This is a genomic window from Mesorhizobium sp. B2-7-2 (assembly GCF_006440775.1).
Classification (GTDB): domain Bacteria; phylum Pseudomonadota; class Alphaproteobacteria; order Rhizobiales; family Rhizobiaceae; genus Mesorhizobium.
Genome location: NZ_VFTZ01000006.1, coordinates 175266 through 189973, shown reverse-complemented (window position 1 = coordinate 189973; position 14708 = coordinate 175266). Strand labels below are relative to the sequence as shown.

General features: G+C 64.0%; 19 protein-coding genes. 6 read left to right on the top strand and 13 right to left on the bottom strand.

Annotated features, from left to right (window positions below; translation table 11 throughout):
- Positions 1–46 precede the first annotated feature (46 nt).
- Genes FJ425_RS10915 through FJ425_RS10900 form a run of 4 tightly spaced genes read right to left on the bottom strand, consistent with a single transcriptional unit; the run spans position 47 to position 1843 of the window.
- Complete coding sequence (locus FJ425_RS10915; protein ID WP_140723329.1) at positions 47–508, bottom strand: SRPBCC family protein; 462 nt, start codon at positions 506–508, stop codon at positions 47–49.
- A gap of 23 nt (positions 509–531) precedes the next feature.
- The gene (locus FJ425_RS10910; RefSeq protein ID WP_140723326.1) at positions 532–894 is read right to left on the bottom strand and encodes a hypothetical protein; all 363 of its coding nucleotides are present in this window, start codon (positions 892–894) and stop codon (positions 532–534) included.
- A 30-nt stretch (positions 895–924) separates the two neighbouring features.
- On the bottom strand, positions 925–1317 hold the full coding sequence (locus FJ425_RS10905) for a VOC family protein (protein WP_140723323.1): 393 nt from the start codon (positions 1315–1317) through the stop codon (positions 925–927).
- A gap of 43 nt (positions 1318–1360) precedes the next feature.
- Positions 1361–1843 carry an SRPBCC domain-containing protein gene (locus FJ425_RS10900; RefSeq protein WP_140723320.1) on the bottom strand — a complete coding sequence of 161 codons (483 nt, stop codon included), beginning with the start codon at positions 1841–1843 and terminating at the stop codon, positions 1361–1363.
- 51 nt (positions 1844–1894) lie between these two features.
- On the opposite strand from FJ425_RS10900, the gene FJ425_RS10895 reads away from it, so the two are divergent.
- The 3 genes from FJ425_RS10895 to FJ425_RS10885 all read left to right on the top strand — a co-directional run bounded on the left by FJ425_RS10895 (position 1895) and on the right by FJ425_RS10885 (position 3496).
- Entirely contained in the window at positions 1895–2218 is a 324-nt protein-coding gene (locus FJ425_RS10895) for a helix-turn-helix domain-containing protein (protein ID WP_140723317.1), read from the top strand.
- A 201-nt stretch (positions 2219–2419) separates the two neighbouring features.
- Positions 2420–3169, top strand: a complete 750-nt coding sequence (locus FJ425_RS10890) for a YebC/PmpR family DNA-binding transcriptional regulator (protein ID WP_140634364.1) — start codon at positions 2420–2422, stop codon at positions 3167–3169.
- Positions 3170–3187: 18 nt separating this feature from the next.
- On the top strand, positions 3188–3496 hold the full coding sequence (locus FJ425_RS10885) for a SelT/SelW/SelH family protein (protein WP_140723314.1): 309 nt from the start codon (positions 3188–3190) through the stop codon (positions 3494–3496).
- 59 nt (positions 3497–3555) lie between these two features.
- On the opposite strand, the gene FJ425_RS10880 is transcribed toward FJ425_RS10885, so the two are convergent.
- On the bottom strand, positions 3556–4032 hold the full coding sequence (locus FJ425_RS10880) for a DUF1772 domain-containing protein (RefSeq protein WP_140634368.1): 477 nt from the start codon (positions 4030–4032) through the stop codon (positions 3556–3558).
- A gap of 125 nt (positions 4033–4157) precedes the next feature.
- Here FJ425_RS10880 and FJ425_RS10875 point away from each other — a divergent pair, with 125 nt between their 5' ends.
- Complete coding sequence (locus FJ425_RS10875) at positions 4158–4799, top strand: TetR/AcrR family transcriptional regulator (protein ID WP_140723311.1); 642 nt, start codon at positions 4158–4160, stop codon at positions 4797–4799.
- A 314-nt stretch (positions 4800–5113) separates the two neighbouring features.
- On the opposite strand, the gene rpmE is transcribed toward FJ425_RS10875, so the two are convergent.
- Positions 5114–5335 carry a 50S ribosomal protein L31 gene (gene rpmE / locus FJ425_RS10870; protein ID WP_027166741.1) on the bottom strand — a complete coding sequence of 74 codons (222 nt, stop codon included), beginning with the start codon at positions 5333–5335 and terminating at the stop codon, positions 5114–5116.
- Positions 5336–5541: 206 nt separating this feature from the next.
- On the opposite strand from rpmE, the gene FJ425_RS10865 reads away from it, so the two are divergent.
- Positions 5542–7344 carry an ABC transporter transmembrane domain-containing protein gene (locus FJ425_RS10865; protein WP_140723308.1) on the top strand — a complete coding sequence of 601 codons (1803 nt, stop codon included), beginning with the start codon at positions 5542–5544 and terminating at the stop codon, positions 7342–7344.
- A 33-nt stretch (positions 7345–7377) separates the two neighbouring features.
- Here FJ425_RS10865 and FJ425_RS10860 read toward each other — a convergent pair whose 3' ends face one another.
- The gene (locus FJ425_RS10860) at positions 7378–8862 is read right to left on the bottom strand and encodes a carboxypeptidase M32 (RefSeq protein ID WP_140723305.1); all 1485 of its coding nucleotides are present in this window, start codon (positions 8860–8862) and stop codon (positions 7378–7380) included.
- A gap of 145 nt (positions 8863–9007) precedes the next feature.
- Between FJ425_RS10860 and FJ425_RS10855 the strand changes: the two genes are divergently transcribed.
- Positions 9008–9361, top strand: coding sequence for a DUF1304 domain-containing protein (locus tag FJ425_RS10855; protein ID WP_140723302.1), 354 nt, complete (start codon positions 9008–9010; stop codon positions 9359–9361).
- Between the two features lie 91 nt (positions 9362–9452).
- On the opposite strand, the gene FJ425_RS10850 is transcribed toward FJ425_RS10855, so the two are convergent.
- The 6 genes from FJ425_RS10850 to efp form a co-directional block, all read right to left on the bottom strand.
- A complete protein-coding gene (locus tag FJ425_RS10850; RefSeq protein WP_140723299.1) occupies positions 9453–9878 on the bottom strand; it encodes a hypothetical protein in 426 nt (141 codons plus the stop codon).
- A gap of 250 nt (positions 9879–10128) precedes the next feature.
- Entirely contained in the window at positions 10129–11157 is a 1029-nt protein-coding gene (locus tag FJ425_RS10845) for a peptidoglycan -binding protein (protein ID WP_140723298.1), read from the bottom strand.
- Position 11158: 1 nt separating this feature from the next.
- Entirely contained in the window at positions 11159–12181 is a 1023-nt protein-coding gene (locus tag FJ425_RS10840; protein WP_140634382.1) for a MotA/TolQ/ExbB proton channel family protein, read from the bottom strand.
- A gap of 183 nt (positions 12182–12364) precedes the next feature.
- Positions 12365–13057, bottom strand: coding sequence for a hemolysin III family protein (locus FJ425_RS10835; protein WP_140723296.1), 693 nt, complete (start codon positions 13055–13057; stop codon positions 12365–12367).
- A 215-nt stretch (positions 13058–13272) separates the two neighbouring features.
- Complete coding sequence (locus FJ425_RS10830) at positions 13273–14073, bottom strand: inositol monophosphatase family protein (protein ID WP_140545971.1); 801 nt, start codon at positions 14071–14073, stop codon at positions 13273–13275.
- Positions 14074–14096: 23 nt separating this feature from the next.
- A complete protein-coding gene (gene efp / locus FJ425_RS10825) occupies positions 14097–14663 on the bottom strand; it encodes an elongation factor P (RefSeq protein ID WP_095767538.1) in 567 nt (188 codons plus the stop codon).
- Positions 14664–14708: the final 45 nt, after the last annotated feature.

Genomic DNA, 14708 nt, shown 5'->3' with positions numbered 1-14708 from the left:
TCTGCGCGCGTCGCTTCGCTCCTTGCTCCGCCCTAGCATGACGAATTCATTCTACACCCTTCGGGTGACGGTCGCCGATCAGGCCGAGCGCCAGGCCCTGTTCCAGCCATGCCTTGGCGCCGGCAAGCACCAGCGCGAAGCCGCCGGTGGATTCGACAGCCTGCTTCACCTGCTCGTCGCCGGAGCCGGTGAAGCCGAAATTGCGGATTTCGAGGAAGGTCGCTTCATCCGGCATCTCGGTGAAGGTCCAGACGACGGTGGTCGGTGGATCGCTCCACCGCATGATGATCTTCTCGTTGGGGACGATCTCGCTCAACTCGACCCTGGTCGAGACGCCATACATGCGCCACTCCCATTCGACCGGCTTGCCGTCATCCAGGCGACCGCTGGAATGGGTAAACCAGAATTTCGTGGTGACCGCCGGATCGACGATCGCTTCGAACACCTCAGCGACTGGCCGACGGATCAGCATGGCGGTTTCGGCGATGGGAGATTCTCTGAGCTCCATACGGTTCTCCTTTCCGACAGGATTCACCAGGCGTCCGGCTCACGCACCAGGTGAATGATGTTGGCCGGGTTGGTGATCCACCCGCCACGAAAGCCTTCACCCAAAGGCTCTATTGCGTCGCAGCGCACGACACCGGCCTTGGCAAGATGCGAGGCCGCGCTCTTGAAGTCCGGTGTGAAAAGCTCCAGCCAGATTTCGGCCTGGCTCATCATCGGCGCCTCGTCGATCCAGAGGCGATTGGGACCAAGTTCGAAACCGATCGCCGGCGCCTTGGCCGTAAACGGCTTCAACCGCACAACATCGCGATAGAAGGCGATTGTTGCCTCGTATTGGTGCGAGGGCACCTTCATGGCCATGTTGATGCCGCCGGTAATCTCGGTGTCCACTGCCGATCCTCTCGATTGCGTTGGATGTCGTCACGGCAGGTTGATCTGCCAGGAGACGCCGAAGCGGTCGTTGAGCCAGGCGAAACGACGGCTGAAGCCGTAATTGCCTGGCGGCATCAGAAATCCACCATCCTTGGCAAGAACGTCGACCGTCCGCTCCAGTTCCTCTTGCGACGAACAGTCGACAAAGAAGGAGAAGGACGGCGTGAAGGTGAAGGCGTGGTGGACGGGGCTGTTGTAGACCCTGACCTCGACGCCGCCGATCGAGGCGCGCGCCAGCTTCAGCGTTCCTTCCGCCCCGTCCTCGCCCGAGCCATAGCGCGTGATGTCGAGCACACGGCTATCGGGAATGGTCTCGCAATAGAGGATCATGGCCTCTTCGGCCTTTCCCTCGAACATCAGGAATGGCGTTGCTTTCGTCATCGGGCGACCTCTCCTGCCGGATATCGGGACCTGAATGTCGGCCTCAGATGTTGGTCTCGTTGGCCGGCTCGCCCTTAATCTCGCTGCGGTAGTAGCCGTCGCGCAGATTGATGCCATATTCGAGATAGGCCTTCATGCAGGCCAGCATCTGCGACCAGCCCTCGCAATTCAGGTAGGATTTCTTCAGGCCGGCCTCGCCTTCATGCCAGCCGGACTCGGCGATGGTGACGAAAGTGCCGCCGTCCTCAAGCGGCTCGAAATTCATTTCGATAAGGGTCTTGTAGGCGGGATTGCCGTCGGTGTCTGTCGCGTCCCAGCGCAGCACGATGCGCTTGTCCTTCGTCACCTCGTCGACCTCCACCGGCACTGCCTTCCACCAGGTGACGGTGGTGCCGGCGACAAGCGGCGCCGAGGCGCCGCCGATGGTGGTGAAATAGCCGCTGAGCTTTGTCGGATTGACGACCGCGTCGAAGACTTCGGCGACCGGTTTGCCGATGCGCCCGGAAATCCTGAAACCAAGGGACATATCCACAGCTCCTTCCTTGCTGCTTGAAACGATATGTTATAGAAAAATAACATGTCAAGTCAAACCTCCGACGACCATGTTTTCAAGGCCTTGGCGCATCCGCGCCGGCGCGAATTGCTGGATCGCCTGAAGGATCAGCCGCAGACCACCGGCGCGCTGTGCGAGGCGTTCCCGGATATGGACCGCTGCACGGTGATGATGCACCTGAAAGTCTTGGAGGAGGCCGATCTGGTGGTGGCGAGGCGCGAGGGACGCGAGCGCTGGAACCACCTCAATGCACTGCCGATCAAGCAGATCCACGACCGCTGGATCAGCCGGTATGCCGGCCACGCCGTCAGCATTCTCGATCGGCTGAAAACCGATCTGGAAGGGTGAGCGGCCGGCTCAACGCCGAAGCAACAGCGTCTGGACGAATTGAGCCGATTTATCTATAAGCCGGCCATTCCGACAAAGAGCGCCGCGCGCCTTCGCAGGCATGCCCGGGGCGTTCTGAGAATTTGAATTCGAGCATTTCCCGAAGACAAGAGTGACAAAACCTCGCTTCGAGATGCTCTAGGCGAACACGACAGGGGTGCCATGGCTGGCCATTCGCAGTTCAAGAATATCATGCACCGCAAGGGCCGCCAGGACGCGGTGCGGTCGAAAATGTTTTCCAAGCTGGCACGCGAAATCACCGTTGCCGCCAAGACCGGGACGCCCGATGTATCGATGAACCCGCGGCTTCGCCTCGCCGTGCAGAACGCCAAGGCAGTGTCGATGCCGAAGGACAACATCCAGCGGGCCATCAACAAGGCGTCCACGGGCGACGGCGAGAATTACGAGGCGGTGCGCTACGAAGGCTACGGCCCCGGCGGCGTGGCGCTGATCGTGGAAGTGCTGACCGACAACCGCAACCGCTCGGCCTCCAATGTGCGCGCGGCCTTCACCAAGGCCGGCGGAGCGCTCGGCGAAACCGGCTCGGTGTCGTTCATGTGGAACCGTGCCGGCGAGATCTATTATTCGGCCTCGGCCGGCAGCGCCGACAAGGTGATGGAAGCAGCGATCGAGGCCGGCGCCGACGACGTGGAATCGGACGAGGAAGGCCACACCATCTATTGCGCCTTCGAGAATCTCGGCGACGTTTCGAAGTCGCTCGAGGCGGCGCTCGGCGAGGCGGAATCGGTCAAGCCGATCTGGCAGCCGCAGAACAACGTCCCGGTCGACGAAGAGCGGGCGCAGTCGCTGATGAAGCTGGTCGCCACCCTCGAGGACGATGACGACGTGCAGAGCGTCTACGCCAATTTCGAGGTCGACGACGAGACGATGGCCAAGCTCAGCGCAGCCTGACCGGCCACGCGACACGACATGAGCGAGAAGCCGCAGCCCGTCATCCGCATCACCTACTGCACGCAGTGCCAGTGGCTGCTGCGGGCCGGCTGGATGGCGCAGGAGCTGCTTTCGACCTTCGGCACAGATCTCGGCGAAGTGACGCTGGTGCCGGGCACCGGCGGCATCTTCACTATCGCCTGCAATGACGTGCTGATCTGGGAGCGCAAGCGCGACGGCGGTTTTCCGGACGCGGCAAAGCTCAAACAGCTGGTTCGCGATGTCATCGACCCGGAGCGCGACCTCGGTCACGCTGATCGCAAGGATCGCAAAAAAGACCCCGCCTGATGAACTGCCCCCGAAAGTTGGACGCAACCTTCGGGGGGTGCATTCGCGGACTGCCGTCTTCAGATCAATGCCATGATGAAGCAGGCCATCGCCACGATCGCGGTGACGGTGCGGACGTGATTCCACATTACCCACTCGCTCAGATGGTTTGCCCACACGGCGGCGCCGTTGGCGCTGGCAGGATCGACGGCGGCTAAAGCGTCATTGAGCGGCACGTTGAAGACCATGGTCACGATCGGATTGCCGACGAAATAGATCACGGCCCCGGCGAGCAGCCAATAGGTGCCCGACTGGCTCCAGCCGAAGAGAGCCGCTGCGATCAACACGAGGCAGATGAGGCCGGTGCCGAACAGCGCCGTCATGAAGGTCGGCGTGATCACCGTGACGTTGATCGAATTCATCGCCGCGATGCCGCTTGGGACAGGCAGCCGGGCAAGTGCTGCCATGACGAAATTCGAGAAGGCGAAGAAGACGCCGCCGACGACGCCGGAGCCGATCGCGGCGACAAAGGTGAGGGTGGGAAGAAGTTTCATCATCTCAGTTGCTCCAATGCCGGTTTTGCTCGATTTCAAAATGCGACTAATCCTCACATTTGCAAAACGTGATAAACCCTCGTATTTTGTGAGTCAAGCCGGTTTCGGAGAATCGCCTGGAGAGAGCCATGGATGGAAAAGTCACCGCCAAGCCGGACCAGGCGGCAATCGCTTCGCCGCGCCGGTCGCCGAGCCAGCAGCGCAGCCGCGAGCGGGTCGAGCGCATGCTTGCCGCCGCCTCGGCCTTGATTGCCGAGCAGGGCAGCGACGCCATGCGTATGGGCGAGGTGGCGGAACGGGCGGGGGTGTCGATCGGCTCGCTCTACCAGTTCTTCCCGGACAAGCGGGCGATCGTCTGGGCGCTGGCCGAGCGCTACACGGCCGAAAGCCAAGCCTGCATTTCCGCGGCGCTGAAGGATGTCAGCGATGCTGAAGGCCTGCGCAGGTCGTTTTCGGAGCTGGTCGATATCTACTACCAGCTGTTCCTGGCCGAGCCGGTGATGCGCGACATCTGGTCGGGCACGCAAGCCGACAAGGCGCTGCGCGAACTGGAGCTCGCCGACAGCCGCGCCAATGCCGACTTCCTGCTCGCGGTGCTGAAGCGGATTCGCCCCGATGCCGATCCGATCGAATTGGAGACGGCCGCGTTTCTCGTCTGGCAGATGGGCGAGGCCGCGGTGCGGCTGGCGATCTCCGTCGAGCGGGACGAGGGCGACAGGCTGGTCGCGGCTTACAAGCGCATGGCGCTGAGGGAACTGGTGGAAGAGTAGAGACTATGGCGATTGGCGAAATCGCCGGCGAGAGCACCTCTCCCCGTCACTATACGGGGAGAGGATGCCGGCAGGCAGGTGAGGGGCTGCGCCGGCCTAGGACATTGGCGTCGTCGAAAAAGCGCACTGTCGCCGAGTTCTGAAAAGTGCGCCTCAATGAGCCTGTTTGCCCGATGATCAACTTGTCGAGGTCGGCGCTGCCCCTCATCCGCCCTTTGGGCACCTTCTCACCGTAGAACGGGGAGAAGAAATGCGGCCAACAAAAAACCCGCCTCGAAGGCGGGTTTTTGATCTGCGACAAAGCGGATGAAGGCTTAGAGGCCGAAACCTTCGAAGCGCTTCTTGAATTTCGAGAGGCGGCCGCCGCGGTCGAGCAGGGTCTGCTGGCCGCCGGTCCAGGCCGGGTGCGTGGTCGGGTCGATGTCGAGGTTCATCGTGTCGCCTTCCTTGCCCCAGGTCGAACGGGTCTGGTATTCGGTGCCATCGGTCATGACGACCTTGATGGTGTGGTAGTCGGGATGGATATCGGCCTTCATTGTCGTGTTTCCTGGCTGCCGGCGCTGGCAACGGGCCTGAAGGCCTGCGTCGATGCGCCCCTTTTTAAAACTCGAAGCCGCAGCTAATGAAAAGCCACGGCTTCTAAAACGGTCGGCGAGCCTATACATCAGCCGGAATTGAATCACAAGGCCGCGGCGGGCGCATATTGAAGCGCGGTCCCGCCAAGCGGCCAGAGGAAACGCTCATGGCGGAAATCGGTGGCAGCGCAAGCGAGCGCAGACGCTCGGTCCGGCCGCTCCGCAGCCTCTTTCCGTACGTTACCCGCTACCGGAAGCTGGTAATAGGCGCCGTCATCTCGCTGATCGTGGCGGCGGTGACGACGCTCGCCTTGCCGATGGCCGTGCGGCGCATGATCGACCATGGTTTCCAGGCCGCTAGCTCCACCTTCATCGCGGAATATTTCGCGGCGCTGGTTCTGATGGCGGCTTTGCTGGCGGCCGCTTCGGCCAGCCGCTACTATTTCGTCATCACGCTCGGCGAGCGGGTCGTGGCCGACATTCGCCGCGACGTCTTTTCGCATGTCACGACGCTGTCGCCGGCGTTCTTCGATCGCGCGCATTCGGGCGAGATCGTGTCGCGGCTTGCCGCCGACACCACGCAGGTGAAGTCGGCGGTCGGCGCAACCGCCTCGGTCGCGTTGCGCAATTTGATCCTGGGCCTCGGCGCGGTGGCGATGATGGTGGTCACCAGTCCGAAACTTTCCGGCCTGGTCATTGCAGCCATTCCGGTGATCGTGCTGCCGCTGGTCGCCTTCGGCCGCTCGGTGCGGCGCAAGTCCCGGCAAGCGCAGGACACGCTCGCCGAGGCCACCGCCTATGCCAGCGAGCAGATCGGCGCGGTGCGCACGCTGCAGGCCTTCACCAACGAAAAGCTCGTCACCGGCCGCTTTGCAGACGCTGTCGACGCCGCCTTCGAGGCGGCGCGGGCCTCGGTGTTCGCACGCTCATTCCTGACCTTCTTCGCCATCTTCATGATCTTCTCCTCGGTGGTCGCGGTGCTGTGGTTCGGCTCGCGCGACGTGCTTGCCGGCACGCTGTCGCCGGGCACGCTCGGCCAGTTCCTGCTCTATTCGGTGTTTGCCGCCGGCGCGCTCGGCGCGCTGTCGGAGGTCTGGAGCGAGCTGTCGCAGGCGGCGGGCGCCGCCGAGCGGCTGACGGAGATCCTGGCCGAGAAACCGGCCATCCTGCCACCCGCCGATCCTTTGCCATTGCCGGCCAAGGCAAAAGGCGCCGTCAGTTTCGACGACGTCTCCTTCTCCTATCCGGCACGCCCGGACCGTGCCGCCGTGCACGGCCTGAGCTTCCAGGTGAAGCCTGGCGAGACAGTGGCGATCGTCGGTCCCTCGGGCGCAGGAAAAAGCACCGTCTTCTCGCTGATCCTGCGCTTCTACGATCCCGAGGGCGGGCGCATCGTCATCGACGGCGTCGATGTGCGCGAGGCCGACCCCGCCGCCATCCGCGCGCGCATAGCCATCGTGCCGCAGGACGTCACCATCTTCGCGGCGAGCGCTGCCGACAACATCAGCTTTGGCCGGCCGGGCGCCAGCGAGGCCGAGATCGAAGCGGCAGCGAAGGATGCGCTTGCCGATGAATTCATTCTAAAACTCGACAAGGGCTATGACAGCCAGGTCGGCGAGCGTGGCGTGACGCTGTCCGGCGGGCAGCGCCAGCGCATCGCGATTGCGCGGGCCATCCTGCGCGACGCGCCGATCCTGCTGCTCGACGAAGCGACCTCGGCGCTCGACGCCGAGAGCGAGACGCTGGTGCAAAGAGCGCTGGAGCGGCTGATGCGCGGCCGCACCACCATCGTCATCGCGCACCGGCTGGCGACAGTGCTCAAGGCGGACCGCATCCTGGTCATGGACGGCGGGCGCATCGTCGAGGAAGGCACGCATCAGAGCCTGGTCGCCAAGGGCGGCATCTACACGCGACTCGCCAAGCTGCAGTTCGAGACGGGCGCCAGCGCCTTCAAGGGCGCGGCGGAGTAGGCACGCCGCACCCAGCTGGTTTCGACCCGCGGGTCAGTTGCCGTAGCGCCTGCTCAAGTGCTCGGTGAAGTAAGCGGCGTTGAGCTTCTCGCCGGTGGCGCGCTCGAGCAGGTCCGGCGTCGACCAGCGCGATCCCTGCGACCAGATCTTTGCGCGACGCCACTCATTGATGGCGCTGAAATCGCCCTTGGCGAGGTCCTGGTCGGCGGACGGATGCTCCCTGGTCAGAGCCGCCCATTGCTGCGCGGCCATCATGGCGCCCAGCGTATAGGAGGGGAAATAGCCGAAGGCGGCGCCCGGCCAGTGCACGTCCTGCATCGGGCCGTCGGCCGGATTGTCGATGGTCGAAAGCCCGAGATAATCGCGCATCTTCGCGTCCCACGCCTCGGGCAGGTCGGCGACCTCCAGCCGGCCGGACACGAGTTCCTGCTCGAGCTCGTAGCGCAGGATGACATGCAGCGGATAGGTGACTTCGTCGGCGTCGACGCGGATCAGGCCGCGCTCGACATGGTGGACATGCGGCAGGATGTCGTCGATCGACCAGGCTTCGCCGAGATGTTTCTCGACCACCGGCAGCGCCCAGCGCCAGAAGGCCGGGTTACGGCCGATCTGCTTTTCGACAAACAGGCTCTGGCTCTCATGCACGGCCATGCCGCGTGCCTTGCCGAGCGGCCAGTGCGACCAGGCTTTCGGCAGGTTCTGCTCGTAGAGGGCGTGGCCGGTCTCGTGCAGTACGCCCATCAGCGCCGACAGGAAGTCGGAGGTCTTGTATCGGGTGGTGATGCGCACGTCGGTCGGCACGCCGCCGCAGAAGGGATGATGCGATACCGACAGCGAGCCGTGGGTGAGATCGAAGCCGACGGCAGCCATCATGGCAAGGCCGAGCTCGCGCTGGCGCTCGACGGCATAGCTGCCGGAGAGCGGCTTTCGCGGATGCTTTGCCAGCCGCGCATCCTGCACGGCCAGCGCGTGCGGCAGGAAGTCGCGCAGGAAGGCCTTCAGCTCGGCAAACACCGGCGTGATGTCGGCGGCGCGGTTGCCGGGATCGTATTGCTCCATCAGCGCGTCATAAGGGACGAGGCCGAGCGCGTCGGCGCGCAGCGCCGCTTCCTCGCGCACCAGGGTCACGACGCCTTCCAGCGCCGGCAGGAAGCCGGCCCAGTCGTTCCTGGCGCGCAGGTCGCGCCAAAGCTGCTCGGAGCGCATGCGCGCCACCGTCTGGCGCTCGACGAATTCGACCGGCAGGCAAGTGAGGTTGGTGTATTGGCGGCGCAGTTCCCGCACCGCCGCCTGCTGCTCTTCGCCGAGCGGCTCGGCTTCGGCCGCCGAAATCCAGTCGCCGATCTCGGGCGCTGTGGCTTGGCGGTGCAGCATGCCGGCAAGCGAGGACATCGCCTCGGCGCGCTTCTCGCCGCCGCCGACCGCCATATGCGTCGCTTCGTCGGCGCCGAGGATCGCTAAGGCATGCTCCAGCGCTTCGAGCTTATGGCCGAGTTGGTCGAGTTTGTGGAAGGACATGATGGGTTCCGGCTGCAAAGGGGCTGGCGCGAAAAGATACCAAGGCGCGAAGCTTGGCAACCCTGGTTGGCGGTTCCAGGGTCAGCCTATCTTGCGCGGCGTCGTCGACGTGTGGTCAATGCTTGTCCGAAGGACGGAGGGGACAATGGTCGGCAATATCCTGGTCGGGCTGGTGGCGCTGATCCACTGCTATATCGTCTATCTTGAGATGGTGTTGTGGGACACGCCGCGCGGCCGCAAGGCGTTCGGGCTGACGCCGGAATTCGCCAGCGCCTCGAAGGTGCTTGCCGCCAACCAGGGCCTCTATAACGGCTTTCTCGCCGCGGGCCTGATCTGGGGCCTCTATCTCGGCGCCGGCGGGTTCCAGATCGATATGTTCTTCCTGCTTTGCGTCGCCATCGCCGGCCTCTACGGCGCGGCGACCGTCGGCCGCAAGATCCTGTTCATCCAGACGGCGCCGGCGGTGCTCGCCATCATCGCGCTTTGGCTCGGCCTGTAATCGAAGCAGGGCGCGATCGAAAAAGGGCGCCCTCGGGACTAGGTCCCGCGGGCGCCAGGTCGTCCCTTCCTCTGCGATCGGAGCAAATGCTCTAGCCGTTCGGGTAATTGCCGCCGTCGGAACCGTCGCCCATCATGAAGCTGCTGCCGGTGTCGTTCATCAGTCTCTGGTCGACACTGTCGAGCCTGCGCAGCAGCTCATGATATTGCGCGGACGGTATCCTGCCGTGATCCGAAGCCGCGACATGTTGCGCGGCCTGGCTGATATGCGCGGTGCGCATATGCAGGTGCTGCGCTTCCGAGGCCGAGATGCTGTTCGTTTCGCGGGCGTCGGTGATGCCCTGGTTCACGCCCTGCATCTGCTCGACCAGGCTCGTCACGCGCGGTCCGGTCATAACGGTCGGATCGGGTGTGTCCAGGGCGCCGCCCCTGTGACGGCCGGCCGCATAGGCGGCGAGCGGAGCCGCGATCAGAACCGCAGCGAGGGTTGCTGTCTTGAGAGATGTTGAAATGCGCATGGCGGCGCATCCTCCTACCAGGAAGGGAGCGGCCGCGCCGCTTCGTCTTCCGACCTTTCGGGCCGTCCGGTTCCGTCGCATCGCGATGCGAGGCATCGCCGGCGGACCCCGGCCCTGCGCGGCAAGTTAGGTGCGTCGATTTGCGATGTGTAATTAAAAAAAGATAATGTTTTCGGCGCTTGTCGCGGCGACTTGGCGCTCTAAGTATTCAGCCGACAAACAACTCCCCGTGACTTGGCGTGATAATAGCTCACCGTTCGGTGAGCTTCAGTTCAATGCGGCGGTTCTTGCTGCGCGCCTCGTCGGTGTCGGCAGGGTCGAGCGGCTGGAACTCGCCGAAGCCGGCGGCCACCAACCGGTTGGCCGGCACGCCGTTCTCGATCAGGAACTTCACCACCGAGGTGGCGCGGGCGGTCGACAGCTCCCAGTTGTCGCGATAGCGGCCGGTGCCGGACAGCGGCTTGTTGTCGGTATGGCCGTCGACACGCAGCACCCAGCTGATCTCCGGCGGGATTTCCTTCTGCAATTCGATGATGGCGTCGGCGAGCTTCTTCATCTCGACCTTGCCGGCGTCGTTGATCACGTCGGAGCCGGTCGGGAACAGCACCTCCGATTGGAAGACGAAGCGGTCGCCGACGATGCGGATGTTCTCGCGGTCGGCGAGGATCTCGCGCAGCCGGCCGAAGAAGTCGGAACGGTAGCGGTTGAGCTCCTGCACGCGCTGCGCCAGCGCGACATTCAGGCGGCGGCCGAGATCGGCGATCTTGGTGTTGGAGTCGCGGTCGCGCTGCTCGGAGACGTTGAGCGCGTCTTCCAGCGCGCCGATCTGCTTGCGCAGCGCCGCGATCTGCTGGTTGAGGATCTCGACCTGGCTCAGCGCCTGCTGGCTGATCTGGCGCTGGTTGCTGAGCTCGCCGGACAATGCGGTGGCGCGCTGGTTGGCGGCATCGCCGGCGCCGGCGCCTTGTTCCAGCAATTGCTGGAGCCGGCCCTTTTCCGCTTCCGCCGCCGACAGCGAGGCCTGCAGATTGGCGAGCGAGTCTTCCTTGTCCTGCGAATTCGAGCGCTCGAGCGCGAGCAACTGGGTCAGCTCGTTGATCTGCGAGTTGAGCCGGTTGAGAACCGTGTCCTTGCCGGAGATCTCGCGGCTGAGCAGGAACTGCGCCAGCACGAAGACGGTGAGCAGGAACATGATCGCCAGCAGCAGCGTCGACAAAGCGTCGACAAAGCCCGGCCAATAGTCGATGCGGCGGTCGGCGCGCCGTCTTGCCAGCGCCACGTCAGTGGACCCCTTGCTTCTTCAGCGCGTCGGCGATCTTTTCCAGCGTGTTGCGCATGGCCTTCTGCTCGTCGGACTGGGCTTCGACCCAGTCGCGCATGATCTGCTGCTCGGAGCGCATGTTCTTCACCAGCCCCGAGATGCCGTCGGCAAGATTGGCCATGGCGGTGGCGACGCGCGGATTGGAGCCGCCGCCATTCTCCTGCAGGCTGCGCAACCGCTCCGACAGCAGGCGGATGTCCTCGGAGGATTCGGCTGTTTTCGACGTCTCGGACACGACGATATCCGACGACAGATCGGTGACCGAAGACAGCCAGTTCTCAAGCTCGGTGTAGAAGCGGGTCTGGGCGCGGCCGGCCTGCAGGTCGAGGAAGCCGAGCACCAGGGAGCCGGAAAGGCCGAACAGCGAGGACGAGAACGCGGTGCCCATGCCGGCGAGCGGCGCCGACAGGCCTTGCTTGAGCGCGTCGAGCACGGCGGCGGCATCGCCGGTGCCTGGGTCCAACGCCTCGATCGTCTCGCGGATCGAGGCGATGGTGTTGAGCAGGCCCCAGAAGGTGCCGAGCAGGCCGAGGAACACAAGCAGGCCGACCAGATAGCGCGAGGTGTCGCGGCTCTCGTCGAGGCGGGTGGCGATGGAATCCAGCATCGTGCGCATCGAGGAGGTCGAAAAAGCGATCGTCGACGAGCGGCCGATCATCGCCTTCATCGGCGACAAAAGCACCGGCTCGGTGGTTTCGGAGCCGGCGCGGAAGGAATTGACCCAGCGCACCTCGCGAAACAGCCGCCCGACCTGGGCGAAAGCAAGCAGGATGCCGACCGCCAGCACGCCGACAATCAATCCGTTGAGGCCCGGATTGCTGGAGAAGGCGGTCGAGATCTGGCGGGTGAGGATGGCGGCGATGAAAGCGACGATGATCAGGAAGATCACCATGGTGAGCAGGAAGACCTGCGGGCTCGACAGCTTGTGCGGGTCGTAGACCAGGACGTCCGATCGCCTGCCGAAGGATCTGAGAAAAGCCATCCGTGCCCCGTTTCCGATGCCACCGCCGCAGAATTGCCGCGACTCTAAACGGAATTGTGACCAAATTGAATGGCGCTTGGCAATATCGCCGGCACTTGCTTGTTTTGGCGCAATTCCGAACGGAACGCCACGGCCGAGGCCCGGACTTAGCCGCTACGCACTTTTCCCGAAATGCTCCAGGGCCTAGAACCGGTTGACGACGAGGCAGTCGACCATGGCGGCCAGATGCAGGCCGGCGCCGGTGACGACGAAGCCGTGCCAGACGGCATTGTGAAAGCGCAGGCCCTTCCAGGCGAAGAAGACGACACCGCAGGAATAGACGATGCCGCCGGCGACAAGCAGCGCGACCGAGGTCGTCGGCAGCCTCTCGACCAGCGGTCCGGCGAGCGCCACGCCGCTCCAGCCGATGGCGAGATAGAAGACGATCGCCAGCCGGTCGTACCGGCCGGGCAGGAACATCTTGATGGCGATGCCGGCCGTTGCCGCGCTCCACACGATGACGATCATGGGCAGCGCCAGCGGCGAGTTGTCGAGCTGGGCGAGGAAGGGCGTGTAGGTGGCGGCGATCAGGAGATAGATCGCGGCATGGTCGAAGCGGCGCAGGATCCATTTCGCCGGCCACGAAACCGGCCACAGATTATAGGCCAGCGAAACCGAGAGCACGGTGAGCAGCGACACCACGTAGAACACCGCGGCGACATATTCGCCGGGGCCGGAGTGGAAGGCGGCCAGGGCCAGGAAAGTCGAGCCGGCGGCGATCGCCAGCACGATGCCCACCGCGTGAACGATGCCGTCGGCGATCATTTCGGCGCGCGAATAGTGCCAGCGCCCGACAAAGGGGATCTCAAGCTTTGTATCTGGATGCGCGTCGTTCATGAATGATCCTGCAACGCCTAATCTGGGCAGTCGCGGACCAGTATTTCAAGCTTCGGTTGCGGTTTTGCGACCAAAGCAGCGCGTCGTTTCGACGCAAAGAACGCCTTAAAGCGCATCGCGCTGGACCGGATTCAGGCGACGCGCTTTAAGTCTTTGTTTTTTGATGCATGTCGTTGTCCCAGAACCGCTGCACACTTCTGGGCGACATGCATTAGTCAGCGAGCAGCCAATGGCTTCTTGACGGTTTTCAGCAACGCGCGCTGGATGAGCTCGTTGCCGGCGACGACCTCGCCGCTGTCCAGCATGCCCTGTCCGCCATCCATGTCGGAGACGAAGCCGCCGGCTTCGCGCACCAGAAGGATGCCCGCGGCGATGTCCCAGGACGACAGGCCGGTCTCCCAGAAACCGTCCATGCGTCCGGCCGCGACATAGGCAAGGTCGAGCGCAGCGGAGCCGAGGCGGCGCACGCCGGAGACTTCGGCCATGACGTTGCGCAGCTCGATCAGGAAATTGCCGTGCTGGCCGCGGCCGAGATGCGGCACGCCGCAGCCGATCACCGCGTCGGTCAGCTTGGAGCGGCCGGCAACACGCAATCGCCGGTCGTTCATGAAGGCGCCGCCGCCGCGCTCGGCCGTGTAGAGCTCGTCCATCGCCGGATTGTAGACGACGCCGGCGACGATCTGGCCCTGGCGCTCGAGCGCGATCGACACCGAGAAGAGCGGGATGCCGTGCAGGAAGTTGGTGGTGCCGTCGAGCGGGTCGACGAGCCAGCGGTGCTGAGCGTCGTCGCCTTCGACGGCGCCGCGCTCCTCCATCAGGAAGGCATAGCCCGGCCGCGCCTTGGAAAGCTCGGCGAAGACGATCTCTTCGGCCTTGCGGTCGGCCTGGCTGACATAGTCGCCCGGGCCTTTCATCGAGACCTGCAGGTTTTGCACCTCGCCGAAGTCGCGCGACAACGAGCGGCCGGCCTTCATCGCAGCCTGGACCATGACGTTGAGGAGAGCGGAACGCGCCATTTTTTCTTCCTGCTTTCTTGCCGTTAATCCGCGCGGCGCACGTAGGTGATTTCGTTGGTGTCGACGATGATGCGCTCGCCGGCCGAGATGAAGGGCGGCACCAGCACGCGGATGCCGTTCTCCAGCACCGCCGGCTTGTAGGAGGAGGCGGCCGTCTGGCCCCGCACCACCGGGTCGGCCTCGGTGATGGCCAGCGTCACTTGGTCGGGCAGCGAAATGCCGATCGGCCGCTCCTCGTAAAGCTGCACCGTCACCATCATGCCATCCTGCAGGAAGGCGGCGCGCTCGCCGACGAAGTCCTTCGCCAGCTCAAGCTGCTCGTAGCTTTCGGTGTCCATGAAGACCAGCGCGTCGCCCTGCTCATAGAGGAACGAAAAATCCTTTAGGTCGAGCCGGATCTGCTCAACGGTCTCGGCCGAGCGGAAGCGCTCGTTGAGCTTGGTGCCGTTGATCAGGTTCTTCAGCTCGACCTGATTGTAGGCGCCGCCCTTGCCCGGCTTGACGGTGTTGGTCTTGACCGCCACCCAAAGCCCGCCATCGTGCTCGATGACATAGCCGGGACGGATTTCGTTGCCACTGATCTTGGCCATGATGAACTGATCCGGAATGAGATTTTTCTGGCGCGGCTCGCGCTT